The 24,411-nt window shown below is 39.4% G+C and carries 18 protein-coding genes, 4 tRNA genes, 2 pseudogenes and 1 riboswitch; of the genes and pseudogenes, 1 reads left to right on the top strand and 23 read right to left on the bottom strand.

The genetic code is table 11. The features are described from left to right. Positions 1-111: 111 nt before the first annotated feature. The 6 genes from M8E35_RS08950 to M8E35_RS08925 form a co-directional block, all read right to left on the bottom strand. Positions 112-1,287, bottom strand: a complete 1,176-nt coding sequence (locus M8E35_RS08950) for an SAM-dependent methyltransferase (RefSeq protein WP_252468511.1) — start codon at positions 1,285-1,287, stop codon at positions 112-114. 754 nt (positions 1,288-2,041) lie between these two features. Then, positions 2,042-2,383 (bottom strand): hypothetical protein, encoded by a 342-nt coding sequence (locus M8E35_RS08945; protein WP_252468510.1) that lies wholly within the window; start codon positions 2,381-2,383, stop codon positions 2,042-2,044. 129 nt (positions 2,384-2,512) lie between these two features. Beyond that, positions 2,513-3,181, bottom strand: coding sequence for a hypothetical protein (locus M8E35_RS08940; RefSeq protein WP_252468509.1), 669 nt, complete (start codon positions 3,179-3,181; stop codon positions 2,513-2,515). Positions 3,182-3,562: 381 nt separating this feature from the next. Further along, the gene (locus M8E35_RS08935; protein ID WP_252468641.1) at positions 3,563-4,222 is read right to left on the bottom strand and encodes an RloB family protein; all 660 of its coding nucleotides are present in this window, start codon (positions 4,220-4,222) and stop codon (positions 3,563-3,565) included. Beyond that, complete coding sequence (locus tag M8E35_RS08930) at positions 4,209-5,552, bottom strand: AAA family ATPase (RefSeq protein ID WP_252468508.1); 1,344 nt, start codon at positions 5,550-5,552, stop codon at positions 4,209-4,211. The genes M8E35_RS08935 and M8E35_RS08930 overlap by 14 nt, the downstream gene beginning before the upstream one ends. A gap of 406 nt (positions 5,553-5,958) precedes the next feature. After that, positions 5,959-6,201 carry an MBL fold metallo-hydrolase gene (locus M8E35_RS08925; RefSeq protein ID WP_252468506.1) on the bottom strand — a complete coding sequence of 81 codons (243 nt, stop codon included), beginning with the start codon at positions 6,199-6,201 and terminating at the stop codon, positions 5,959-5,961. 859 nt (positions 6,202-7,060) lie between these two features. Here M8E35_RS08925 and M8E35_RS08920 point away from each other — a divergent pair. After that, positions 7,061-7,759: a hypothetical protein gene (locus M8E35_RS08920; protein ID WP_252468504.1), complete on the top strand. Its 699-nt coding sequence runs from the start codon at positions 7,061-7,063 to the stop codon at positions 7,757-7,759. 1,059 nt (positions 7,760-8,818) lie between these two features. Here M8E35_RS08920 and M8E35_RS08915 read toward each other — a convergent pair. The 17 genes and pseudogenes from M8E35_RS08915 to M8E35_RS08835 form a co-directional block, all read right to left on the bottom strand. Continuing rightward, positions 8,819-9,390, bottom strand: a pseudogene (locus M8E35_RS08915) (IS66 family transposase); the annotation flags it as partial. Positions 9,391-9,511: 121 nt separating this feature from the next. Continuing rightward, on the bottom strand, positions 9,512-10,537 hold the full coding sequence (locus M8E35_RS08910; protein ID WP_252468502.1) for a tyrosine-type recombinase/integrase: 1,026 nt from the start codon (positions 10,535-10,537) through the stop codon (positions 9,512-9,514). After that, the gene (locus tag M8E35_RS08905) at positions 10,527-11,510 is read right to left on the bottom strand and encodes a tyrosine-type recombinase/integrase (RefSeq protein ID WP_252468500.1); all 984 of its coding nucleotides are present in this window, start codon (positions 11,508-11,510) and stop codon (positions 10,527-10,529) included. Before M8E35_RS08905 ends, M8E35_RS08910 begins: the two co-directional genes overlap by 11 nt. Next, on the bottom strand, positions 11,507-12,268 hold the full coding sequence (locus M8E35_RS08900) for a tyrosine-type recombinase/integrase (protein ID WP_252468499.1): 762 nt from the start codon (positions 12,266-12,268) through the stop codon (positions 11,507-11,509). The genes M8E35_RS08905 and M8E35_RS08900 overlap by 4 nt, the downstream gene beginning before the upstream one ends. Beyond that, positions 12,234-12,731, bottom strand: a complete 498-nt coding sequence (locus M8E35_RS08895; RefSeq protein ID WP_252468498.1) for a hypothetical protein — start codon at positions 12,729-12,731, stop codon at positions 12,234-12,236. The genes M8E35_RS08900 and M8E35_RS08895 overlap by 35 nt, the downstream gene beginning before the upstream one ends. A gap of 127 nt (positions 12,732-12,858) precedes the next feature. Next, positions 12,859-13,841 (bottom strand): annotated as a pseudogene (gene tnpC / locus M8E35_RS08890) (IS66 family transposase); the annotation flags it as partial. A 356-nt stretch (positions 13,842-14,197) separates the two neighbouring features. Next, positions 14,198-14,272 (bottom strand) — tRNA-Gly (locus M8E35_RS08885). Between the two features lie 183 nt (positions 14,273-14,455). After that, on the bottom strand, positions 14,456-15,130 hold the full coding sequence (locus M8E35_RS08880; protein WP_252468497.1) for a PhoH family protein: 675 nt from the start codon (positions 15,128-15,130) through the stop codon (positions 14,456-14,458). Positions 15,131-15,449: 319 nt separating this feature from the next. Further along, positions 15,450-15,525 (bottom strand) — tRNA-Phe (locus M8E35_RS08875). An 11-nt stretch (positions 15,526-15,536) separates the two neighbouring features. Then, positions 15,537-15,612 (bottom strand) — tRNA-Glu (locus M8E35_RS08870). Positions 15,613-15,927: 315 nt separating this feature from the next. Continuing rightward, a complete protein-coding gene (locus M8E35_RS08865) occupies positions 15,928-17,697 on the bottom strand; it encodes a methyl-accepting chemotaxis protein (protein WP_252468496.1) in 1,770 nt (589 codons plus the stop codon). 112 nt (positions 17,698-17,809) lie between these two features. Continuing rightward, positions 17,810-17,894: riboswitch (cyclic di-GMP riboswitch) on the bottom strand. Positions 17,895-18,229: 335 nt separating this feature from the next. Continuing rightward, positions 18,230-19,498: a methyl-accepting chemotaxis protein gene (locus M8E35_RS08860; protein WP_252468495.1), complete on the bottom strand. Its 1,269-nt coding sequence runs from the start codon at positions 19,496-19,498 to the stop codon at positions 18,230-18,232. Then, complete coding sequence (locus tag M8E35_RS08855) at positions 19,471-19,692, bottom strand: cache domain-containing protein (RefSeq protein ID WP_252468640.1); 222 nt, start codon at positions 19,690-19,692, stop codon at positions 19,471-19,473. Before M8E35_RS08855 ends, M8E35_RS08860 begins: the two co-directional genes overlap by 28 nt. A gap of 174 nt (positions 19,693-19,866) precedes the next feature. Next, a tRNA-Lys gene (locus M8E35_RS08850) sits at positions 19,867-19,943 on the bottom strand. 59 nt (positions 19,944-20,002) lie between these two features. Next, the gene (locus tag M8E35_RS08845) at positions 20,003-21,289 is read right to left on the bottom strand and encodes an adenylosuccinate synthase (RefSeq protein ID WP_252468494.1); all 1,287 of its coding nucleotides are present in this window, start codon (positions 21,287-21,289) and stop codon (positions 20,003-20,005) included. A 27-nt stretch (positions 21,290-21,316) separates the two neighbouring features. Further along, complete coding sequence (gene purB / locus M8E35_RS08840) at positions 21,317-22,615, bottom strand: adenylosuccinate lyase (RefSeq protein WP_464244812.1); 1,299 nt, start codon at positions 22,613-22,615, stop codon at positions 21,317-21,319. A 77-nt stretch (positions 22,616-22,692) separates the two neighbouring features. Further along, complete coding sequence (locus M8E35_RS08835; RefSeq protein ID WP_252468492.1) at positions 22,693-24,108, bottom strand: NAD(P)/FAD-dependent oxidoreductase; 1,416 nt, start codon at positions 24,106-24,108, stop codon at positions 22,693-22,695. Between the last annotated feature and the right edge of the window lie 303 nt (positions 24,109-24,411).

Raw genomic sequence — 24,411 nt, 5'->3', positions numbered from 1 at the left:
CAGAAACACCAAAATCAGGCGCTGATCTGGTGTTTCTTGTTGTGTACCTTTTTTATCAAATGCGAACAGTGATACACATGGAAATAAACTATTAGAGACTAAGATGACTATTTAAGAATACATATTTATTCGGGTCAGGGGCCAAGTATTATTAACCCCCTTCGTAAACAAGAATTGATGAAGATCGATATTACCCGAATGGAAAGAAGCGGCACATGAGTTTAGATAGAGCCGCCACATCCGGATAAAAGTTTCATCTTTGATCTTCATGGCTAATGTGAGGGAACCCTCAAAATTCCTGCTCCAGTGTTCCAAGGTTCGAGTGTAGTGTTCACGAAGGCTTTCTAGGTCAATGAGATAGAATCCATTGGCGGCCATTAGCGAAACTAGTTCTTGCACTGCAGGAATATATCCGCCAGGAAAAATGTACTTATTAAACCAGCTATTAATTGCCGATTCTTTATATCCTGTAATACAGTGTAAGAGAGATACTCCGTTTTCATTCAATAGGGCGCTTACAGCCGAAAAATAACTATTAAGGTGCGCCTTACCTACATGCTCAATCATCCCTACACTTACCACCCGGTCAAAAGTTCTGCCCTCTAATTCCCGGTAGTCGATGAGCTTAACCTCAACCATATCTTGTAATCCCTCGTTTTCAATTCTTTCAGCGGTCTTATAGTATTGTTCCGAACTAAGAGTGATCCCGAGAGCCTTGACCTGATAATCTTTTGCAGCAGCAATAATAAGCTCTCCCCACCCGCAGCCTATATCGAGCAAGGTTTGACCAGGCTGTAAATTCAATTTGCGCAGGATATGCGATACTTTGTTACGTTGAGCCTGAAGCAAACTATCTTCTGGAGACTTAAAATACGCGCAGGAATAAGTCATAGTTTCGTCAAGCCATAAACTGTAAAAATCGTTTCCAATGTCATAGTGAAATTGAATATTCTCTTTGCTTTCTCGAATACTGTTCGAGAAAATTTTAAACAACTTTTTATAACCTTTTTTCTGATGGAGAAAGCTGCTCTGATTCTTATAGAGAGATTCAATGACCTTTTGGACAGTTCCCACAATATCAATCTTCTTCAACATATACCCTTCGCCAAAGGCCATATAAGGATCACTAAAAACTTCTAATTTAGCAATTGGCTTGTTGAAATTAATTCGAAACTGAGGGATCCCCTCTCCATACTTAACAACTTCACCATCCCAAAATCTTACTTCACAAGGATCTGCAAACAGGTTCTTCATTACATACCGGTAAAATACTTTGTCAATATCCATTTTCCCGCCTCCATAAATGGCCTACCAGTTCCTCTTAAGAGATAGTCCATAATATGCATAGCTTGGCCTATGTGGAACAATATGAATATGATAACTCCTATTATTTGCGTTCATGATGGTATATCTTTTACTTATATCCCTATCAAAATATATGCAAACAATCTGTCGGGATGACAGGCGAGACAAAAGATCGGTTTTAACCCGATCTTTTCATTTTGAAGCGTATTTTTACCCAGTTGCAGGAAAATTGCAGTCAAAAGGGATTTTTGAGATTTGTAAATACAAATAAAAAAGCACTGCAATTCCTTGCAGTGCCTACATTACATATGGAGCGGACGACGAGATTCGAACTCGCGATCCTCGGCTTGGGAATTCGATTCCTATGGTTTAGGGGTTTTTCAATTAATCCTCTGCCCCTTGGTATTACTGGCTTTTCTGCTATTGATCTACAATTAACTTCTATCCTTTTTCACTTTCTTTTGTCGTGGTTGCAGTACTCTTTGCAGTCAAAATTCTATTGAATACAATATTAGTAGTTTCATTTCTCGGACTGGCAAATCCGTCAAATACGAAGAGCCGTAGCTGAACAGGGTTGAGTGGCAACGAGGCGGTACTGCTGGTAACCTAAAAAGATCTCGCCCGTTCTATTATTCTTGGTTACCTATTTTCCGGCAAGTGACAAAAGTCTCGATTGTTCTCGACCGTCCTATCCGACAGCTTCTTTGAAAGTGTTACAATCCACCTATTAAATTGCTTATAGCTTAAATATTTTTATTACATTGTTAGATATGCTTTTGAAGCGCGTAATGAATCTATTTACCTTCTTAGAGTTTAATTCACTATTTTTTGCCGTATTATAAACCTGTTCTACTCTTTCATTATGCTTTTCTTCTTGATTTTCTGGTTTTCCGACAGTTGGATCTTCCTTTTTAGCTGCTTCCCCATAGGCACTACCCTCTCGAAAGCTTGCATGGCTCTCTACAGTGTTCCTTTTTTCTAAATTCATTTGCCTGATGGGTTCGTTTACTCTTTTAGTTGTAATTTTTGGGGTCATTACTTTGTATTGAAAGAGTTCTTTTAACTCTTCTTCTTTCATCTTAACAATGCTTAAGTCACTCAATGTATTTAGATAGTATATATTTTTCGGCTCGTAATAATTAACTGTACCAAAGGCAATTATATAGTCATTTTTTCGGATATTTGTTTTATTTTTTTCTGATGGATATTAAAATGAGGTTGCTAAATTTATACCACTATATTCATATGAATTTATATAGATTGTTCCCTTCTGAACTTTTACACTTTCAACTTGATAAATAATAAACCTCTGACGTCGATGTAAGCATGGTTCTAATTCATCAACTAGTTTGACGACTTCATTGATACTTAATTCTTCGTCACCCATCTTATATTTAAATTTAATCTTATTGAGTTCATCAATCGTGTTTTTCTTAATTAATTTCTTCATCTGAGTAACTGTACGAACAATATCGCGAACAACCCTTTGATACTTTAAGTATCTGATGTATCGTTCTTCTTCACCAGATGAATTATCATTTGGTTTAACAGGCTTAGTAGTTTTCTGAAGCGTTCTTCCCATATATCCCAACTGATTAATGTCAATTTTCACCTCGATTTTTCCACCTTGGAGACCTATTGTCTCTACCAGTTTACGACCTTCCCAATCCGCATCTAAATAAATCGCAGCTCTTCTACCACAATTATGACCACCGCGATTAGGAAGAGCACGAAAAAATTTGTTTTCTACTCCTGTTATTTCTAAAGGTGGATTGCAAAATGGACAAAAGACTTCTCCTAGTCTATGGATTGACTTATTATAATCTTCAATTCTTATATAACCATCCTTAAATTTTGCAACTGTTAAACTATTCATAGTGCCTCCCAATATTCTAATTTAAATTTCAACTAGTATCGTTTATCCATTCTATTATCTCCTTTGGCTATATAGATTGACAAACAATAAACAAAACGCGTTACCAATTTCTCACTGATTGATGCTATGTTTGTGCTCATCTTCGAATTTAAACATTTAGCCCTTCACCTTTCTAAACTCCAGCTAAAATATAAACGAGCCTCATTGTGATAATAAGGCTCGTTTCTTAACTACTCCTAGACTTGTTTCAATCTGTCATTTGAAACGTGATGTTACGTTTTTACTAAGGGGTTTATCTATTGTGCATTGCAATTTGATCAAATACCTCAAATGGAATTAGCTGGTTCCTGGGCATATATTGTGTCAATGTTCACAAAACACTTATAAGAGGTGGCAGTCGGCAAGTATTTTTTCAATCGATTCCCAAATTGAAAGGGACGGATTCTCTTTATAATATTTGTACCCTTTGTATTCGTGGAGTGTGTAACCAGCTTGTGCGTTTCTCTGCATAATACATTTTGAACGAGTAATTGCATCCTTCACATCAGCTAGGGTTAGTTTGCTTAAGACACGATGAAAGTTTGTTTCTTGTTTATACTGATCTAGATTCGGGAAATTCTCTATATACGCACGATTAATTGATTGAAGGTATTGGCTTCTACGTGTAAATGACCGATTGCAATCCACCTTGTGTAGAACCATCCAGAGTTCAAATGTGAAGTTGCTATAGCCCAACTGATATTTAATTTGCTTCCCCAAGCGCTCAGATTTTTTCATTGCGTCTAACGTGTCATAAAACTGTTTGGTGTGGACTTCTTCTTCGCTTTCTCGATCAAAAATATGGGTAATCACAGTTTTGTTTTTTACGCCAGTTAAGATTAATGACTTAGCCCGCTTCAGAGGATTTTTTTCGATCGGGCAATTTAAAGTAACTGTATGCGTTGAAGAAGCCTCATTGTTAATTTGACCCTGTAACCATAGTAGGTACCACCTTTCTGTTTCGCCTTCCACAGTAAAGTAGTATTTTTTATTCGATTTCATCTTTGCCAACTTTAGCTAACACCTCATTTTCATCTACAAGTTTTTCGAAAATAGAAGTAAAATCGATGTCATTAATAGCTCCGTACTGACTAATGAAATAATTGTGCATGTAGTCTTCGTGTAGACGTACCCCTTTTTCTCCAGTGGTTCCAAAGTCAGATAATGAGTAGTGCTTGCTAAAATGTGTTTCATCATCGCGTTCAACAAATTTAATCTCATCACGCCTAAATAGATTTGAGTTCAAAAAAATCGGATTATGGGTATTAAAAATAAGTTGTGCGTTTTTCCTATTTATATCATCGTTGTGGAAAATGCTAATAATACTCATCAGCGCCATTGGGTGCAAGGAGGCATCAAATTCATCAACAACCAATGTTCCGCCGGTTAATATTGCCTTGATAACAAGCGGAAACATATTTACGAATCGAATAGTACCATAGGACTCAAACATTTCTGCGGCTATTACTGCTTTTTTATTTTTGAAAATCGAGCATAATTTGGCCTCTAGATCATCTTCTGAAACTACGTATCCAAGGGCGTTAGAGTTGATACCAAACAGTTGTGCAGCATCGTTTGTTGTTTTTTCGATATATACTGTATGCTTTCTAGGATCAGCGAACTTCTGAATCAAATGAAGAGTGTCAGCGCGATATATAACCATGAATTTATTTTCTAACCAATTGAGGATTAGATTTACAAGTTTTGAACTGAACATTGCCTTGAATCCATTTGTCAGGAACATCTCTTCTTGATTTAGATTGCTCCTGGCCAAAGATGTTGCACTATTAGAATTCTCCTCAAACTCATTGATTAAATAGTCTTTTATAGTTTTTAGCGAACCAAATTCTAATTTTTCCTTTCTTGAAAAAACCATCTCTTCATTTACGGTTAATGTTTCGGACAAAATCCTCCGTGGGTATTCAGCATCTAGGAAATTACCAATATCGATAGAAAGATCATATTGAATTAAAAGTTTGTTTTCAATGAACTTAATTGCAAAATCAACGGGATTTAGTTCGGTCAAACTGCTGTTTGGTATTAGCTCTAATGTGCTTCCCGCCGGGTTTGGGGCATTCTTTACATCGGCGTTACGAATATTACCTCTCAGGATAATCGATTTGTAAGCCTCCATTGCCCCAATAATATTCGTTTTACCAGAGGCGTTAGGTCCATAGATTACTGCAGAACTTAACCCTTTATATTTTTTAGAACCAATCTTTTGATTTAAAATGCTATAATTGAGCCCTTTTTGTTTAGGCGCAGGAACCATTGTAAAAACCAATTCATCTTTAAAGGACTTATAATTTTTGGCTTTAAATTCAAGCAACATATTTTTTTCCTCCATTCTGCAATAATTTTGCAAAATTATATTTTATTATATGACTTATCCTGCCCCACAGTCAATGGTTGTATTCTATTTTGCAAAATTTCTACAGAATGAATGATATTATTTGTGTAAATACGAAAAAGCGACGTGTATTTAGAAGGTATACCCCCCTTTTTTTCAAATTGTCGCTCTCTGATCTGGAAGCCCCTCGAAAAGGGCTTTGAATCAGCCCTAGAAGTAGTAAGCAAAAACAGTAATTGGACGCTCAAGCCTTAATTTGAGCGAATATGAGGAAATGAACTTGAGTCAAAGACTCTAATGCAAGGTAAGAATCTAAGCAATAGAATAATTTTATATAATAACTCAAAAATATTAACTATTTTTCACTATGTGTTAACCGTTTGCCAGTTCAAATATGACCTAGCGTGTGATCTGGAGTGTATATGACAGTGATTCCTCCGCAAAATGGCAATTCTTCACCATCGGAAATTGCTTTATTTACATTGGGTTCACTATTTTCATAAAAGGCTTTGAGTTTCTCACCCTGGATATGCTTTTCTTCTTTATGGGCAAGTACTTTGACACTATTAGGCAACTCTCTTAGAATGCATGAGAGGCTTCCAACATGGTCTTGATGAGTGACCATTACCATGTTAAGTTTATCAAATGATATCCCTTTATACTAAATTGTATTTTATCGAGCTATTGTCATAACGACGTTTAAGAATTGTTTAGCAACTGACCTACGCTAAAGACCCGTTTAGTGTACATAATGCAATTGGTGCTAAAAAGGGGTTGCCTCAAAATGATGTCTATGATCATCACGACAAGGCAGTTCCTTCTACTTCAGTTGATACCAAATAATTTTTGAGAGACCACCTTCTAACCTCGGCATTATCTTAAGGCACCGGGATCGCCATCATATTTAATATTGACTTTGTCCATACCAGAGCGTCTGTAGCCTTTACCGCTTACGAGCCACTTAAAACCTTCAAGGTGAATTTGCACGGAAGCATTGTGACCTATACCAGCAACTTCTCAAAGCAAGATCAAACTTGCACCCTCGACTTGGGAATTCAATTCCTGTGATTTATCTTGATACTGGCTAACCTCTAAAATCCCTATGTAAACGTTTTAAGGCTTTGGGCAAGATTGATGTTATGCCTTTTTGAAGCTTTTTTGGGGGTAGTTGTCGTCAAAATTGTCGTCAAGCGAATGCATCTTTATGAACAGTTTCCATCCTACATTTTTAACATTATTTTAAACTATATTAAGAATTAACTATTAAGATCAATAATCGACCAGCCAATGTAAGATGCCCCTGTTCTAGACTCCTAAATAGTCGATGAACCCTAAAGTAAAATTCATATTTTTACTCAAATTACATTGATACATAGAATTTACCGGATTATTTTTCATATATAGAGAATATTTTACAAATAATTCACTAAGTTCTATGTTATGATTATTTCAAACAATTAGCTTTTTCTAAAAATGAAAGGGGATTAACTATGTACTATCTAAGAAAATTCAAAAAGGTAATAGCCGTTTTAATTTGTACAGTATTATTTGTTGCGCCTGTTTTTGGTGGGAGTTTAAGCGCTAAAGAAATGAGTTCTAAATCACCTTATACAAATATTAAAGAGCTTTCAATCTCTGAAAATGTTCAAAAGTTTAAAGCTGTATCAGAGAAAGATCAATATAAAGAATTGCAAAAATCCATACTGGTCGGAGATTATAAAGTTGGTAAAACAAGTTTGATCGAAATAATTGATACTTCGGATAATACACCTGTCCAGGTATTGTCTACAATTTTTGTTAAAGACGGCAAACCTGGAATAATGGGTATTGCCACAAAAAATGGGGAATCTTTTGCTGGTGCAATCATTGGAGAATCTAGCGATTCAGAAGGGATTAATGTTTCTGTAATAAATGTTGATGCTAATAAAAAAATTATTACTGAAACTAATAGAATTCCGAAAAAAGAAAATAAAATTTTGAGCTATTTCATTAAACCTGCATATGCAGATTCTTTTTGTGAAGAATTCTGTAATGGTATGTGTACTATGGGAATATCAATGGGAGGATGTTATGTTTTCTGCACTTCAGCATCTCTTGGTGCAGGAGTATTCACATGTGCATTTTTGTGTGCTGGATTCACTTGGGGAGCGTGCACTTATGGATGCCCTTGGTATTGTGATAATCTATAATCTAAAATTATGGGAGTTAATAATATGACTTTATTTATTTGGCTCGGAGTGCTAGTTGTCGGTATTTTTCTGTATTTATTCTCAAATACACAGATCTATATTGACTTTATAAAGAAATTATCTAACGATATGGATTCAGTAATTATTAAATCCGGGAAAGTGCAAGCAATAATTTTAATAACAATTGGTCTATTAAATGTAATAAAATTATTGCTTTAGGAATATTCAAGAAAAAGCTAATTGTTTTAATATACTTTTCGAACTTGGCTATTTTTACTAAGGATTAGACCAAATGCAAGTTAAATTTTGTTCCTATAAATGGATTATACAAAAAACTGCTCAACCATTCGCTAAAGGGATTCATCATCTATTGGTTCAAAAGAAAGGAGTAATATATAAGGTTATGAATATGAAAAGCATAATTAAATTCCGCAGTCTACTTATTCCTTTTATTTGTTTAATCAATATTATTCTTATAGCTTATACTACTTGGGATAAATATAGAACAAGCAGCTGTGCTATATGCCATAATGTTCCTTACCTACCTATAAATGAAAAGACATTAGCTATTCTGGCAATCGCTTCTATTTTATTATTTTTAATTTTATACTATTTCTCAGATAAATTTAAAATTATTGCTTATATATCCCTATTTTTCAGTATCTTCTTCGTCGGATTTAGTAGTTTTCTTCAAATCAGTCGTTACGAACTTTATCAAGCTATCTGTACAAATTGTGTGATTTCTTCTATTCTTTATTGCTTTATTCTAGTGATAATGCTTTACGATATTATTCTAAAACCGATATGGAAAATGAATCCTTAGTAAGGTTATTTTCTGAACCGAGTGATGAGAATTAGGGCGAAAATAAAAAGACTTAAAATGAAAAGTTCATTGAAATTCCCCCGGTTCGAAGAACCGGGGAATTTTGTTGTCTAAACGAAAACCACGTGCTGAACGGATGGTCATAATTATGGAGTGTTGACTCAGGATGATCGTAAGCGTCAAATAACTCGGTGGATATAAAAAAAGCAAAAACTCGTGTAAACTGAGTTTTTGCTCTATTGGCACGCTTCTTGAACTTCTGGACTCCACGGAAGGTAATCTTCAAGGAATTCCGGATGTGGACCAAACTGCACCCCCGGCAATTCACTAAAGATAAACTGAAGAATTTATACGGATTGAGACTATTTGCCTTAGCACTTTCGATGATGCTGTATACGGCGGCACTTGCTGAAGCTCCTTTTGGACTTCCGCTGAATAACCAGTTTTTCCGTCCGATGGTAAAAGGCCGGATACTGTTTTCCGCAAGGTTGTTAGAAATGGAGCAATTGCCATCCTTAAGATAATTCATAAACTCTTCCTTATGGTTAAGAGCATAAGCCAAAGCCTCACTCAGTTTGGATTTTGGCAGCACCTCACCTCTAGTCGAATCAATCCACGCCCAAAAAGCCTCTAAAACGGGTTTTTCCTGTTTCAGACGCTCCGATTTGCGTTGTTCGGTCGAAAGACTCTCGAGAGTCTTTTCAATCTCGAAGAGTTTGTTGCAGAATGCAATGCCTTGGCTTGGAAGGGTGGCTTCCGGGTTATGGATATCTTTCGGAAGGGCATCGACGAAGTTCCTTCGAAGATGTGTCTTATTCCAGTTCTCGAATAAGAGCCATTATCCAAGAGAAATGATTATCCGAGAAGAATCCCTGCATGTAGCATAAATGCCAGAGATTCTTCTCTTTTTCTTGGATAATCATACACGGTCATTTTAAAAAATCAGGTATATTATCCTTTTTGGTATGTTCTTCTTCGTTCGTCATGTTACGAGGAAACCATTTTTCATTCCACTCTTTTAAATGTTTGTCTACGGTATTTTGAGAAATCTCCGCATAAATCTGAGTTGATTGGAGGGAGGCATGTCCTAAGAAATTTTTAATAACAACCAAAGGAACTCCAGCTTCCAACATGTGGCTTGCCGTTGAATGTCTCATAGAGTGGGGTGGATAACTGTCTTCTTGAAACAACGATGGATTTCCCTTTTTGGCAATGCTTACATATTTCTTAAATATCTCTTCGATACAGGAGACCGTCATCTGCTCATGTGTCTGACTGGAAAAAACATGTCTTTCAGGTTTGTCGTTGAGATTTCTATGGGCCATATAACGTTTTAGCATGACTGCACATGCATTGGGAATACCAATCCTCCTGGTCTTTCCGCCTTTGCCCTTTATATTTAGTGAGGCCCTCTTCGGATGGAACTGTATGTTTCCTACTGTAAGATCGCAGATTTCCTGAGCCCTGGCTCCGCTTGCATACATCAGGCTGAGAAGGACTTTGTCTCTGAGACATGTTTCTTTAGAGCTATCTGGTAACTTTAGTAGTATTGTGACCTCTTGCATTGAAAAAACAGCCCTTTTCTTTTTTGATGCTTTTTTCATAGGAATCTTATTGATACTGTTCCTGAAAACCGATGCTGCCGCAAAGTCACGGTTCTGGGCGTATTCAGAGAAAGATGCCAACGCTGACAGCCTCTGGTTCTTTGTAGATACGCTACAGCCACGTTCTTCTTCGATCCACGTAAAAAACTCCATTAACGTCTCATAATCAAGATTTTCGAAAGCGATCTTATCAGCCTGGATTTCCTTCTGTTGGTACATAAATTCAATCAGCAGACGAAAGGCATATTTATAGGATTTCACAGTGTTAGCGCTTGCTCCGACAGCACGTGGAAGATAACTGGAGATATAAGCATTAAGGAGTTCCAGAAATCCAGAGGAATTATTCTTCATAGTCAACCTCCTGAAAAATCTGTGCAGTGTAATCTTCAAACAATTCCATTGCTTCAGGATACAGTTCGCTACTGAATTTAAGATATTTTTCTGTTTCCTTCAAACTGTCATGTCCAAGATAAATGGACAGGTAAGGAACCGAATCGTTTATCCCACGGCCATCCTTCTCTGCCTTTGCAAACGATTTGAAAGCAAAAACGTGGCGCAAGCAATGTAGGCATGGACCTCTTTGATGTTTTCTTCTCCCAGGTAATGAGATATCGGACAGCTTTAAGATGTTCTCAAACCTATGGAGCGCAGTTTTTGTTGACATAGGAGTGTCCGAAGAGGTACTCGGGAACAAGAATGAATCTGTTTTTCCTATCAATCCCATTGCCATGCAATAGCTTCGCAGAATTAAAACCAGGGATATATGCATCGGCACAAGGCGTTGTTTGTCTCCTTTGGTATGTCTCAGTGTGAGCACCCCGTTATCAAGATCAACGTCCTTCATTCTTAACGCAAGTGTTTCTCCTATGCGGAGTCCACAGCCATACATGAGTCTGAGAACCATAGGATATTCAAGCTGGATATAGGGATTCGGTTGACTTTTCGTCATTGTAATGTTGTCTACAAGTATAAAAATCCTATCCAACTCTATATCTGAAAAAATATATGGAACATAGTCATCAGCAACTTTAGGAACCGGTGGAATGTACGCCTGCATTCCAATGCTGTTGAGACGACTGAGAAAAATCCTGATAACAATCACTTCATTTGCAATGGAACTGCTTTTTCCAGTCAGGGAACTCACCCATCCCATGATCGTATCTTCTGTAAGTTCTTTAATGTAGCATCCGCAACGTACAAGATAATCGTCAAATTTTTTTAGGTAATGGCAGTCATGGTCAAAGGCGTTTTTACTTAAGGATACTTCCCTGATTGACAGGAATTCCGACAGTTCATTTTTAAGGATACTTTCAAACCGAATCATGATTGTATCCCTCCATCAAGGAATTCCTTGAAGATGCCGGATGGCTCTGGCACTTCTATGGCACATTCTCGCAGCCTTTCTATATCCAGTTTTGCATAGTGTTTGACTGCATCCGGATCTGTATGTCCGAGAATACTACGGACAACATCATACGGAATGTCATCATTGACCATAGAGCTGGCCAATGATGAACGGAAAGTATGGGGGCCATGCTTTTTACCGGATATATCAATTCCTGCTTCCTTGAAATATCTCGTTGTAGCAAACCTTAAGGCAGACGTGGTAATCCGCTGGTAAGGCGCATTCATCCGTAAGAAAACATAATTCTCATCAACTTTGGGGCGGCCGTTTTCAATGTAATCATCGAGAGCCTCTTTTATTTCCGGCAACATAGGCAGATCCAGAGGCTGGCTGGTCTTTTCTTGTATCAGATGAATTGTATCCTGCTCAAAGTCCAACTTATCCAGCGATAGTTTTGCAATGTCGCCGGAACGCATCCCTAGTCTGGTGGCAAGGAGTAGCATTGCATAGTCTCTTTTGCCGGTGGCAATGGTTTTGTCAATCGCTGATTCAAACCTATGAACTTCATTTTCGGAATATGTAACGGGTATAATTGTTGCTTTCTTATAATGAGGAACCAGTGTGGAATAGTCTGCATCAACCAGATCACTCAGATTCAAAAATTTAAGGAACATACGGATGACAGCCCATTCGTCCTTGTTCTCAAGCTTTGCATATGTATGAAGAAGTCCATTCACTGAGTTCTTGGCATCCTAAATCGGACAAATACATAAGAAATCGGCTACAGAATGATCTTTTCGCTACAATGGTTCCTTCCTTATTCCCATTTTTCCTGCAGTACGACAGGTAAGACTTCAACAAACCTTCATAGCTTCCCGGAAGGAGTACTATTTCCTGTTTCCTTTGTATGGCATAATCAGTGCCATTGTAATAATCGTTTAACCGATTTACCATAGTAGCAATGGCTTTTTGCCGCGAAATGCCAAGATTATGTTTTGAAAGATAATCCGTGATGAATGCAGTTCCGACCACCGGTGTGTATGTAGCAATTCCATTATCATACATATATGATTCGAGTATTGTCAGCGTACGCCTGTAATTATTTAAAGTTCTTTCTGTGTAGGATTTGGCCTGGAGTATCGCCAACAATCCCTGTTTCAAATCAACAATCGACGGGGTTCTTAGTTCTTCTTTTTTCATGGGGTACCTCCTGTACAACGAAATGGTATTATATGGTTTCTAATTCATTGTACAGGGAAATATATTTATTTGAGAAAAGCAAGAAAAAATCCTGCATTTATGCTACATGCAGAGATTCTTCTCGGATAATCATTTCTCTTGGATAATGTGTCCAACAGAGGCACCTTGTGATGTCTGGAATCTTCTTGTACACAGAGTATGCATCCGAGTGAAGGTATCCTTTGAACCCTTTTAGGAACTTCTGAGGGTATTTGCCGCTCCTGCCTGGCTGGTACTCGAAGATTCTGATGGGGTGTTTGCAATACTGGCCTGTGCTGTATACCCACATGTAGGAATCGGTGGTATTCTTCCGTCCCTCTTCATTCATAACTTGAACGGTTGTTTCATCCGCATGTAGATAATTTTCTTGCAAGAGCTTCTGATGCATGAGCTCTACCAGGGGCACCAACCAGTCGCGGGATGCGGCTAGAATCCAATTGGCCATGGTAGCACGACTTAGGTTCACCCCCAGTGTCTTCCACTCCTTTTCCTGACGGTAAAGGGGAAGGGCGTTGACGAACTTCTGATGCATGACCCATGCCACGGTGGAAGGTGAAGCCATGGAATGTTGGATGACCGGGTAAGGCATGGGTGATGGCTCCATGTAGGGTTCCCCGTTTTTACGACAGGTTCGGCACTCGAAGGTTTCGCGGTAGTAATCGATCACCCTAACTTTGGCAGGAATGAACTCGATCTCATTACGGATGAATTCTTCACCGACCGACACAAGAGCGGTGTTGCACGTTTCACAAAGGCGGTCTCGTTCATCAAGGGTACAAAGACGTTTAACATGAGGTATATCCTTCAAAAGTTCCTTACGCTGACCTTTGAATTTCTTTTTCCGGTAACCCTGTACTTCCTTAAGGTCAGGCTCTGGCGCCAGTGGATCGGCTTGGGTTTCAGCCTCATCAAAAAGAGACATCTGCCCCAAAGCAAGGGACGATGTCTTCTCGTACTTCTGCCGAAGAGCTTGCGCGTCAAATAGTCAACACTATCGTGGAGTCGTTTGTTTTCTAGCTCCAATTCATCTATGCGTTTTTCGAGTACGATTACCTGCTCTTCTGCGCTCATGAATCCAGTTCCTTTAGCGTTTTCTACTGGTTTCATTGATGTGTACCCCATGTCAAGGACAATTTGGGCCACTACTGCGGCATTGACGGACAATCTCAGTCCACTCGCTTAATCGATATTGACTAGTAACTTCCCTTGCGTTCAACTCTAAACCTCCTTTGAAGTTTTTCAAGTTACTTGAAAAACTTTAGTTTAGAGGATTGTCCCACAGTTTTAGGATTGTTTCTATACACTATCTTACTAGACGCTTACTATTTTTCCCCGTTGCAGTAAAATTGCAGTCAAAAGGATTTTGATATACTGTTGCAGTAAATAATAAAAACACCGCAATCCCTTGCGATGTCTACGTTTTCTTATGGAGCGGACGACGAGATTCGAACTCGCGATCCTCGGCTTGGGAAGCCAATGCTCTACCGCTGAGCCACGTCCGCTTAATTTTATAAAGGGTTAATCCTTTGAGCCTCTTTTAGACCATCAGGCCCTTTTCCCAACAAAGAAAATTATAAGCGCTAGGACCGAATATGTCAACTCATACTATTTTATGAAGTTAGCACTTAAAACAATAAGCGCTATTCCTGTTATTGTATTTCGTCTCTAGTTCACTTTCAGTTACTCTAAATTGAGTCTGCCCAATTTGCAAGATCTCCACGAAAGTTTTTCGTCAGTGTTAGAATCTTGCAATAAGGTTGACTCTTAAAGTGTTCCATATATGGGACAAAACCACTTTTAGCAACAGGAATGTCAATTTGACCTGAATGGCCAATACATATAACTTTGCATGAATCATGCACTCTAGTGAATATTTTTCTTAATTCTTGAACCGTAAAATTCTGGCACTCATCGATAATTATAGTCATTTCCTTAAGATTAGTGCCTCTAAGAAATAAGGGAGTTTTAGGATAACACCAAATGCTATCCATTACCCGTTTCATACTTACCTTCCTGCGAATAGCTTCATTGACCAGTGCCTCTTCATTATATACACACTGAGCAGGATTCTCATTGATCTCTAAGAGAGCATCCATCAATGGTTGATGGTAGATGCTTTCCTTCTCAGATTGGGTTCCCGGTCTGAAACCCATCGCAGATTCTTGAACTGGATTAAAAATATATGTTAGTGGTTGCTTAAAGAGTTTAGCACAAGCAACCGCAAGAGTTGTCTTTCCAGTTCCTGCTTTAGCATTGACCATCACTAATTGATAATCGAATATCGCATCAACATATTCCCGTTGTTCTACCGTCAATCTTGGCGCGAACCCAAACAGTAAATTATTCTCAGGTAATGGCACAGATTTCACCAACCTTATTCTATAAGTCTGATTACGGAAAATCTTAAATTAAATATTCAATAAAACTTTGTCGGCTTTCCCGCACTTAAAGACGATCATTCTAGTATTTCTCATAAAGCAAACTTAATTCAAGATTGCTATAAACTTAAGAAGCGGGGGGCACTCTGATAAGGTAAATGCTACAAACCAATGGTAAACACCTTAAAACTTCAAATTACGACAAAAAAGGTTCTGTTATTTCCCAGCGGAAATTACAGAACCTTGAGAGCTATTTTTTATAGTATAAACAACTTGACTTAATTTCCTTAGCTAGACATTATGGTGCCTCAGGACGGAATCGAACCGCCGACACGAGGATTTTCAGTCCTCTGCTCTACCGACTGAGCTACCGAGGCATTAAAGTTTTTGGTGACCCGTACGGGATTCGAACCCGTGTAACCGCCGTGAAAGGGCGGTGTCTTAGACCGCTTGACCAACGGGCCTTATAAATGTCAGAATCTCAATACTCTAAAATACTTTTAAAACCGACTTAAAGTAAAGAAATATTTAAAGGACACTCACAAATATGAATATTACACTATGTTGCTATCTCTGTCAAGACTTTTCTATAATTCTATCGAGCTTTATAGTAAATTTTAAATTTCTACCTTTTTTGAAAAACAGAATTCACTAGGTCATCTATTTTTTTCGTCTAAATACACTCTTAAATGTCAAGAAACTACTCAGGAACGACATTACTAGAATAGGAACGATACCACATATCGTTCCTATCTCTTTAGGTCTTGAACATAAGTTGCTTAATAATTAAATTTCTTCAAGGTTTGTTGCAGTTCCTCCGCCATATTAGCTAACACGTGACTCGAAGAGGCAATTTCTTCTACCGAGGCCGACTGTTCCTCCGTCGCAGCAGACACAGTTTGTGTCTGGCCAGTAATATCTCTACTCGTCTCATATATATCTGAAACCGATGCGACTATTCTTTCACTACCCATAGCCATTTGTTGGATCTCTTCCGAGATCTCTCCAATCTGGGCCGAAACCTGATTAATTAATGACGTTATTTCATTAAATGCTTGGCCTGCGGTCTCAGCTACTTGTGTTCCCAATTTAACTTGTTGTGTGCCCTCATTGATCGATAAAACCGCCTTTTGCGTATCTTGTTGAATACCACTGATCAGCGTGGCAATCTGTTTAGACGCTTCTTGCGATTGTTCTGCTAATTTCCGGACCTCATCAGCTACTACAGCGAATCCTCTTCCTTGTTCACCTGCTCTCGCAGCTTCAATTGCTGCATTTAATGCGAGAAGGTTTGTCTGAGCTGCTATACCGGAAATGGTATCCACAATTTGTCCGATTTCTTTAGAACGCTCTCCTAAATTGGTAACCATATCTGCTGACCCTGTTACTGTTCTTTCAATATTGACCATTTGCTGAATCGTCTTGTCAATGGCTTGAGTTCCCTCAGAAGCAGAAAGAGCAGTTTTTTCCGAGGACTTAACGACTACTTTGGCATTCTCTAACATATGCTGGATTCCTGCTGACATCTCCTCGACGCTTGCGGATGTCTCATTAACTGCACTCAGCTGTTTTTCAGCCCCCAAGGAAACTTCCGATATTGATAATGCAACTTGCTGAGAGGCTTGTGCAGATTGTTCTGCTCCTATACTCAATTGTTGGGATGAGGCAGCAACTTGCCTTGAGGACGATGACACTTGTTCAACAAGCTGAATTAGGTTTTCAGTCATAGTTTTAAAAGCTCTTCCTAGTTGACCTAATTCGTCTTTAGAACTAATATTGAGACCCTCTACTTTAAGATTCCCTTTGGCAATCTCCTCTGCACTAGTTGCCATCGCAACGATCTGATTGGAAAGCTTTTTACTCATAATCGTCCCTAAGACGATTGCTATTCCTAAGGCCAATAAGATTGATATTAAAGTATAGATTATACTTACTCTGCCCTTTTGCTGATAATCAAGTTCCTTCGCCGCAACAAGTTTATCAATATCATCAACCCAGTTCCCAGTTCCGATCACCCAATTATAGGGTTGAAATAACAAAGTATAACTTCTCTTTGGTAACGCTTCAGTTTCATTTGGTTTTGCAAATTTATAATCCGAATAGCCTCCATCGACCTGTGTACCATTCTTGATAAAGTCCTGTACGAATAGTTTGCCATCACCGTCTTTGGAATCATAACGCGATTTACCCTCGGCAGTATCTCTCCCGAGGAGAACAACATTTACCCCCTCTGTGGTATCAATCCAAAAGTAGTTGCCATTATCGAACCGTAAATTTCTCACTAAATCGGCTGCTTTCTTCTTTGCCTCTTCAGGAGTTAATTCTCCTCTTTGCTGACTGGCATAAATATCTTGAACTAAACTGTGAGCAGTCTGAACTTGAAGCTTAATATTTCGATCAAACTGTTCGTACAGTGTATCTCGATATTGTTTTAGGTTAGTTTGTTCTGCTGCTACTAAACTATAAATACTGTACCCTCCGAGAATTGAACCCATAATAAGTGCTGTTATCACTAACAAAAGAATAATGCGGTACTTTATTTTCGTCATTTCTCTCCCGTCCCCCTTTATTAATTTAATTTAAAATAACCTAAATAAAAAGGCCTCATAATTGTTTTGACTACAAAAAAATCGCCCCCCTTAAGGCACGACAGAGTCCCTGATTGGCAGCTCGGCTATCATCACCCTTACGTGGAAGACCCGTAGCTTTGCGTCCTCAGCTTTCGCTAAGTTTGCCTTTGTCAATAGCCTTATGTAATATCGGAAAGATCCTTTTCGATATTTTATTGTTCCTTTTATCTGACTATAGCACAAGGAAAACAATAATTCTATATATTTTCCCAAATTTCATCAAATTCTGCTTTTTTTATGATATGAGCCCAAAAGAAGGCATTTTGCACGAACAATAATTATATATTGTTTTCACTTCAGTTTATTCGATGTTGGTTTTAAGGAAAACTTAAGAAGACAGTCACTAAACACTTTCTGTTTAATCACGTCTTCTTATAATTACAAATTAATACGCATCACTTATTCATTCCTACGTGATTGTTTAGTCCCTATCTTTTGGCTTTAACTAGATTTAATAGTTTTTAATACTAAACTTCTTTAAAGTTTCCTGTAATTCTTCCGCCATATTAGCTAATACCTGACTTGAGGAGGCTATTTCCTCAACTGAGGCTGATTGTTCTTCCGTTGCTGCAGACACAGTTTGTGTCTGTCCAGTGATTTCTTTACTAGTCTCATTAATATCCGATATGGATGAGACTATTCTTTCGCTGCCTGCAGCCATCTGTCTAATCTCTTCTGAGATCTCCTCAATCTGAGACGAAACCTGGTTAATTAGTGACGTTATTTCGTTAAATGCTTGGCCAGCAGTTTCAGCAACCTCTGTTCCAAGTTTGACTTGATGAGTTCCTTCATTGATCGATAAAACTGCCTTTTGCGTGTCTTGTTGAATTCCACTGATCAGCGTGGCAATTTGTTTGGACGCCTCTTGCGATTGTTCTGCTAATTTTCGGACCTCATCCGCAACTACAGCAAACCCTCTCCCTTGTTCACCTGCTCTCGCAGCTTCAATCGCTGCATTTAGGGCGAGAAGGTTTGTCTGTGCTGCTATACCAGAAATGGTATCTACAATTTGTCCAATTTCTTTAGACCGCTCTCCTAAATTCGTAACCATATCTGCTGACCCTATTACTGTTCTTTCAATATTAACCATTTGCTGAATCGTCTTGTCAATGGCTTGACTTCCCGCAGAAGCAGAATGGGCAGTTTTTTCCGAGGACTTAACGACTACTTTGGCATTCTCTAACATATGCTGGATTCCTGCTGACATCTCCTCCACGCTTGCGGATGTCTCATTAACTGCACTCAGCTGTTTTTCAGCCCCCAAGGAAACTTCCGATATTGATAATGCAACTTGCTGAGAGGCTTGTGCAGATTGTTCTGCTCCTATACTCAATTGTTGGGATGAGGCAGCAACTTGCCTTGAGGACGATAACACTTGTTCAACAAGATTAATTAAATTTTCGGTCATAGTTTTAAAAGCTCTGCCTAGTTGTCCTAATTCATCTTTAGAACTAATATTGAGACTTTTTACTTTCAGATTACCCTTTGCAATTTCATCTGCGTTATTCGCTATCGCAACAATCTGATCAGATATTTTTTTACTCATGATCGTCCCTAATACGAGTGCAATTCCTAAGGCTGATAAGATGGATACTAGGGTATAAATCATAATTACTCTACCCTTTTGATGATATTCAAGTTGCTTTGCTTGAACAAGTTTATCGATATCATCCACCCAGTTCCCAGTCCCGATCACCCAATTATAGGGTTCAAATAGCAAAGAATAACACCTCTTCGGTAACGGTTCGGTAACGGTTCGGTTTCATTTGGCTTAGGGAATGTATAATCCGTAAAGTCGCCTCCGACTTGAGCTCCATTAGTAATGATCTCTTGAATAAAAGGTTTACCCTCGCTGTCTTTGGCATCATAGCGCGATTTCCCCTCAGTATCGCGCCCAAGAAGAACAACATTTATTCCCTCAGTGGTATCAATCCAAGGAGTCTGCCCTAAGAAATATTGTTCGTTGAGCCCTTAATGCAATTTTAGCCATGCTGGACAAAGCTTCCGACTTTATAGAGTGAGATTAGAATTTCTCACTGCCGTAAATCATTTGCGATGCCAACATGGCTAAAACGTTCAATTCTGTTATGGTGGGCCATCCGCGACTCGAACGCGGGACACCCTGATTAAAAGTCAGGTGCTCTAGCCGACTGAGCTAATGGCCCAATATTTGTACCACGAATTAGAATTTTACACGAAAGTATTAGAAGTGTCAATGTTTTTCTTAACTAAAAATTTCCCCACGTACAATTGTTTGCTCACGTCCAGGACCAATTGCCACCAAAGTAGCTGGTACACCCGACAATTCCTCAATCCTGAGAATATAATTTTGGGCTGCCTGGGGCAGGTCCTCGAAGCGGCGGACTTGTGTAATATCTTCTTTCCAACCAGGCATTTCCTCATAAACTGGTTGGCATTTCTTGAATATCTTTTGACTTTGTGGAAATTCTCGGATAATCTCATCCTCTACACGATACCCAACGCAGATTCTTAACGTCTCAAATCCGGTAAGAACATCAAGTTTTGTTATAGCAAAATCCGAAATTCCGCTCACACGAACAGCATATCTGGCAATAACCGCATCAAACCAACCGCATCGACGCGCGCGGCCGGTGGTGGTTCCAAACTCATGTCCATTCTTCCGCATTTCTTCGCCGGTCTCATCTAGTAACTCTGTAGGGAAAGGGCCTTCTCCCACACGCGTAGTATAGGCCTTAATAACCCCAATTACACGATTAATACGCGTTGGCCCAACTCCGGCTCCTATACAAGCTCCTCCGGCTATCGGATGAGATGATGTAACAAACGGGTAAGTACCATGATCTATGTCAAGCAAGGTCCCTTGTGCCCCCTCAAAGAGGACTTTCTCTCCTGCTTGAATGCTTACATCAATGGTAAGTGAACTGTCAGTCACCATCGAACGAATTCTATCCGAATAACCCAGATAGGTTTCATAAATTTCTTCAAATTCAAGTGCTGCCTTACCGTAGACTTTCACGAACAAATTGTTTTTCTCGACTAAATTACGCCGTAGTTTCTCAGCAAACTCATCCTTATCTAAAAGATCAATAATTCTAATCCCAATCCTCGACGCCTTATCCATATAAGCCGGACCGATTCCACGTCCTGTGGTTCCAATTTTATGCTCACCGCGTGCCTCTTCTTCCAAGCCGTCAAGCACTCTGTGGTAGGGCATTATGACATGGGCATTACTACTAATGACTAGCTTTCCCGTCTTAATACCTCGCTTGGCAAGGTAATCTAATTCCTCTAACAAGACCTTCGGATCAATCACCACTCCATTACCAATCACGCAAGTCTTGTCTGCATAGAGAATTCCCGAAGGAATTAGATGAAGTTTAAACTCTTCTCCATTTGCAACAACCGTGTGACCGGCATTGTTCCCGCCTTGGTACCTTACAACAACATTCGCTTTTTCGGCTAGGAAATCCGTTATCTTGCCCTTTCCCTCGTCCCCCCATTGAGAACCAATTAAAACAACAGCAGCCATATAGATTTTCCTCCCATCTTTCAAGCTCTAATTTTCTAATTTCAGTCGTTTAAAGATATTATCCACGTGCTGTAGATGATATCTTAAATCAAACAAGCCCTGAATTTCTACTATGGTCAAATAGTTTAGAACACGAGCGTCCTTGGAAACAACTTCTATGAAGTCCAACCCTTGATCCCAGGCTTCAAATGCGTTCTGTTGAACCCAGGCATAAGCCTCTTCTCTCATACAACCATGTTCGACTAAGGCCAAGAGAACGCGCTGGGAGGATGTCAGTCCAAAGGTTTTCTGGAGATTTCGCTTCATGTGATCTTCACGAATCTTAAGCCCGGAAATAACTTTTGTCATCTGTCGAAGCATATGATCTAACAGAATGCAACTGTCCGGAAGTATGATCCGTTCAACAGAAGAATGAGTCATATCCCGTTCATGCCAGAGCGCAATATTCTCCATAGCGGCCACCGCATTGCCTCGAAGAAGCCTCGACATTCCTGATACTTGCTCACAAATGATCGGATTCCGCTTATGCGGCATTGCAGAGGAGCCCTTTTGTCCGTCTGCAAAAGGTTCCTCTACTTCAAGGATATCTGTGCGTTGTAAATTGCGAATTTCTGTTGAGATTTTTTCGATAGAGCCCCCAATTAAAGCTAAGGTTGTCACAAAATGAGCGTGTCTATCCCTTTGCAAAATTTGATTGCTCACCAAAGCAGTCTCCAGACCCAGATGTTGACAAACAGCCTCTTCTACTTCTGGTGAGACGTTGGCATACGTTCCCACTGCTCCTGAGATCTTCCCAGCACTTACAGAAACTATAGCCTGATCAAGACGTTCGATTTGACGATCAATCTCGGCAATCCATAGTGCCAGCTTTAAGCCAAACGTTAGTGGCTCAGCATGTATACCATGAGTCCGACCGACCATCACTGTATATTTGCTCTCCAAGGCTCGTTTAACCAATGCCTCTCGGAACTCTATTAAGTCTTTTTTCAGCAGAAGACCTGAATCTTTTAACACCAGGCTTAACGCAGTGTCTTTAACATCTGAAGAAGTCAATCCCAGGTGTAAGTATTTTCCGGATTCTCCAACCTCCTCTACAACTGCTTGCAGAAAAGCAATTAGGTCATGACGCACTACGGCCTCAATTTCTAAAATCCGTTCGGAATTCACTTTTGCCTTAGCTCTAATATCTTCCATGGCCTTTTGAGGGATTTCCCCACGTTTTGCCATAACTTCAGCAACAGCCAGTTCAACTTCTAGCCAGCGATCATATTCATATCCGTCCTGCCATAACTTTCCCATTTCAGGATGAGTATATCGATCGAGCAACAAACTTCGCCCCCAGTCATTCTTTCCTCTTAAATGATAATTTTGATTATCTTCCACAAGGGAGTGTAAATATTAATTTATTTTACCTTGGCCACAATATCTCGGGCAACAACAATCCCTGTCGCCGAAGCTTGCATTAACCCGCGTGTGATTCCCGCTCCATCCCCAATTGCATATAACCTAGGTATTGCTGTTTCAAAGTTTGATTTTACCTTTACTTTAGAAGAATAAAATTTAACCTCCACTCCGTATAATAACGTATTCTTAGAATACATACCGGGTGCGATCTTATCGAACGCCTTGAGAGTCTCAATAAGGGAAGTCAAGTACCGCTCCGGGAGCACATAACTAAGGTCTCCCGGAACAGCAGAGAGAAGCGTAGGAATAGTCGTAGATTTTCGCAAACGACTTTCCGTCGTCCGCCTGCCCTGCAGAAGATCTCCCAGGCGCTGTACCATTACTCCTCCACCTGTTAGCATGTTCGCCAGCCGGGCAATATATCGTCCATATTCAATGGGTTGATTGAAGGGTTCTGTAAAGCGAGTAGAAACCAATAAAGCAAAATTCGTGTTCTTGGTCTTCTTCTCAGGATCCGCATAACTATGCCCATTTACTACAGCAATATCTCCGTCGTAGTGTTCCTCTGATACCACTCCGCCCGGATTGACGCAGAAACTCCGTGTTTTGAGGTCATAAGTATCTGAATAATATACCAGTTTAGGTTCGTAAAGTTCACGCGTTAAATTGTCAAGAATTGAGTTTGGCACTTCGACCCTTACTCCAATATCGACTTCATTGTTTTCTGTTACAACGCCTAAGCGAACAGTCTGATCCGCGAGCCAATTTGCTCCCCCTCGACCGGGGGCAGCAACCACATAACGAGCAAACACTTCATCCAGCTCTTGTTCATCTCGACGTTGGATAGCAGCCCCTATTGCTCCTTCTGAGTCGGCCAAAATATTCTTAACTTCGGCAAGTTCCCAGAAAATCGTGTTTGTTTTTTGCATGAGATGTTCATACATCCCCTTTAAGACATCATAGGCCAGCTCCGTACCCAAATGCCGTACTGGACAATGAATTAGCGCAATATTGTGACGAGATGCTTCATACTGAATTTCTTCCACCCGGCGGTTATCTAAGCCATATACTGTTTCCTGAGCACCAAACTGACGGTAAATTGAATCAGCATAATCAATCAACTCTTGAGCCTGTTCCTCTTTCATATACTCAACCAAACGACCGCCTACCGCAGGACTCAAAGACAGTTTACCATCACTGAAAGCTCCGGCACCCGACCATCCCCTAGTGATAGCACAAGGATTACATCCTGCACAAACCCCAGTCGTACGAGCGGGGCACTTTCGCTTTTCTATGCTTCGACCATTATCAACAATAAGAATCTTCAAATCTTTATCGTGCTTTGTTAACTCTAAGGCCGTAAAAATTCCGGCCGGACCGGCTCCGATAATTAAGACATCTACATTATGTTTCATTGTTTTCCCTCCTAGAGCCGTTTTCTTTTCTAAATATAAAAAACCCCAGTCGCAAACAATTTTATCTTAACAATCCAGCTCCCCCTTGTCAATCTAATAACCGAACATTAATCAAAAAAATACATAAAACATTCGACATTCTCGTTTCTCTATTTCGCCAAAACAGAACTTGCCATAACAATTATAATATCTATACTTATAAAAATTCCTTCATGTGCTAGTCAATGGATGTATTCTAGTACCTGCAAGCGGCATGTGGCTCTGACTAGTGCAGAAAAACCCCTCGCCGACAAATGGCAAGGG

The sequence above is a fragment of the Desulfosporosinus nitroreducens genome (genome assembly GCF_023897015.1).
Lineage (GTDB): Bacteria > Bacillota > Desulfitobacteriia > Desulfitobacteriales > Desulfitobacteriaceae > Desulfosporosinus > Desulfosporosinus nitroreducens.
The sequence above is the reverse complement of the archived record's forward strand: the minus strand, read 5'-3'. Positions and strand labels throughout refer to the sequence as shown.

What these genes read in the sequence shown, in the direction of transcription:
- M8E35_RS08950 (WP_252468511.1), bottom strand. Translation starts at nt 1,287, where the DNA reads ATGGATATTGACAAAGTATTTTACCGGTATGTAATGAAGAACCTGTTT.
- M8E35_RS08945 (WP_252468510.1), bottom strand. Translation starts at nt 2,383, where the DNA reads ATGAAAGAAGAAGAGTTAAAAGAACTCTTTCAATACAAAGTAATGACC.
- M8E35_RS08940 (WP_252468509.1), bottom strand. Translation starts at nt 3,181, where the DNA reads ATGAATAGTTTAACAGTTGCAAAATTTAAGGATGGTTATATAAGAATT.
- M8E35_RS08935 (WP_252468641.1), bottom strand. Translation starts at nt 4,222, where the DNA reads ATGAAATCGAATAAAAAATACTACTTTACTGTGGAAGGCGAAACAGAA.
- M8E35_RS08930 (WP_252468508.1), bottom strand. Translation starts at nt 5,552, where the DNA reads ATGTTGCTTGAATTTAAAGCCAAAAATTATAAGTCCTTTAAAGATGAA.
- M8E35_RS08925 (WP_252468506.1), bottom strand. Translation starts at nt 6,201, where the DNA reads ATGGTAATGGTCACTCATCAAGACCATGTTGGAAGCCTCTCATGCATT.
- M8E35_RS08920 (WP_252468504.1), top strand. Translation starts at nt 7,061, where the DNA reads ATGTACTATCTAAGAAAATTCAAAAAGGTAATAGCCGTTTTAATTTGT.
- M8E35_RS08910 (WP_252468502.1), bottom strand. Translation starts at nt 10,537, where the DNA reads ATGAAGAATAATTCCTCTGGATTTCTGGAACTCCTTAATGCTTATATC.
- M8E35_RS08905 (WP_252468500.1), bottom strand. Translation starts at nt 11,510, where the DNA reads ATGATTCGGTTTGAAAGTATCCTTAAAAATGAACTGTCGGAATTCCTG.
- M8E35_RS08895 (WP_252468498.1), bottom strand. Translation starts at nt 12,731, where the DNA reads ATGAAAAAAGAAGAACTAAGAACCCCGTCGATTGTTGATTTGAAACAG.
- M8E35_RS08865 (WP_252468496.1), bottom strand. Translation starts at nt 17,697, where the DNA reads ATGACGAAAATAAAGTACCGCATTATTCTTTTGTTAGTGATAACAGCA.
- M8E35_RS08845 (WP_252468494.1), bottom strand. Translation starts at nt 21,289, where the DNA reads ATGGCTGCTGTTGTTTTAATTGGTTCTCAATGGGGGGACGAGGGAAAG.
- M8E35_RS08835 (WP_252468492.1), bottom strand. Translation starts at nt 24,108, where the DNA reads ATGAAACATAATGTAGATGTCTTAATTATCGGAGCCGGTCCGGCCGGA.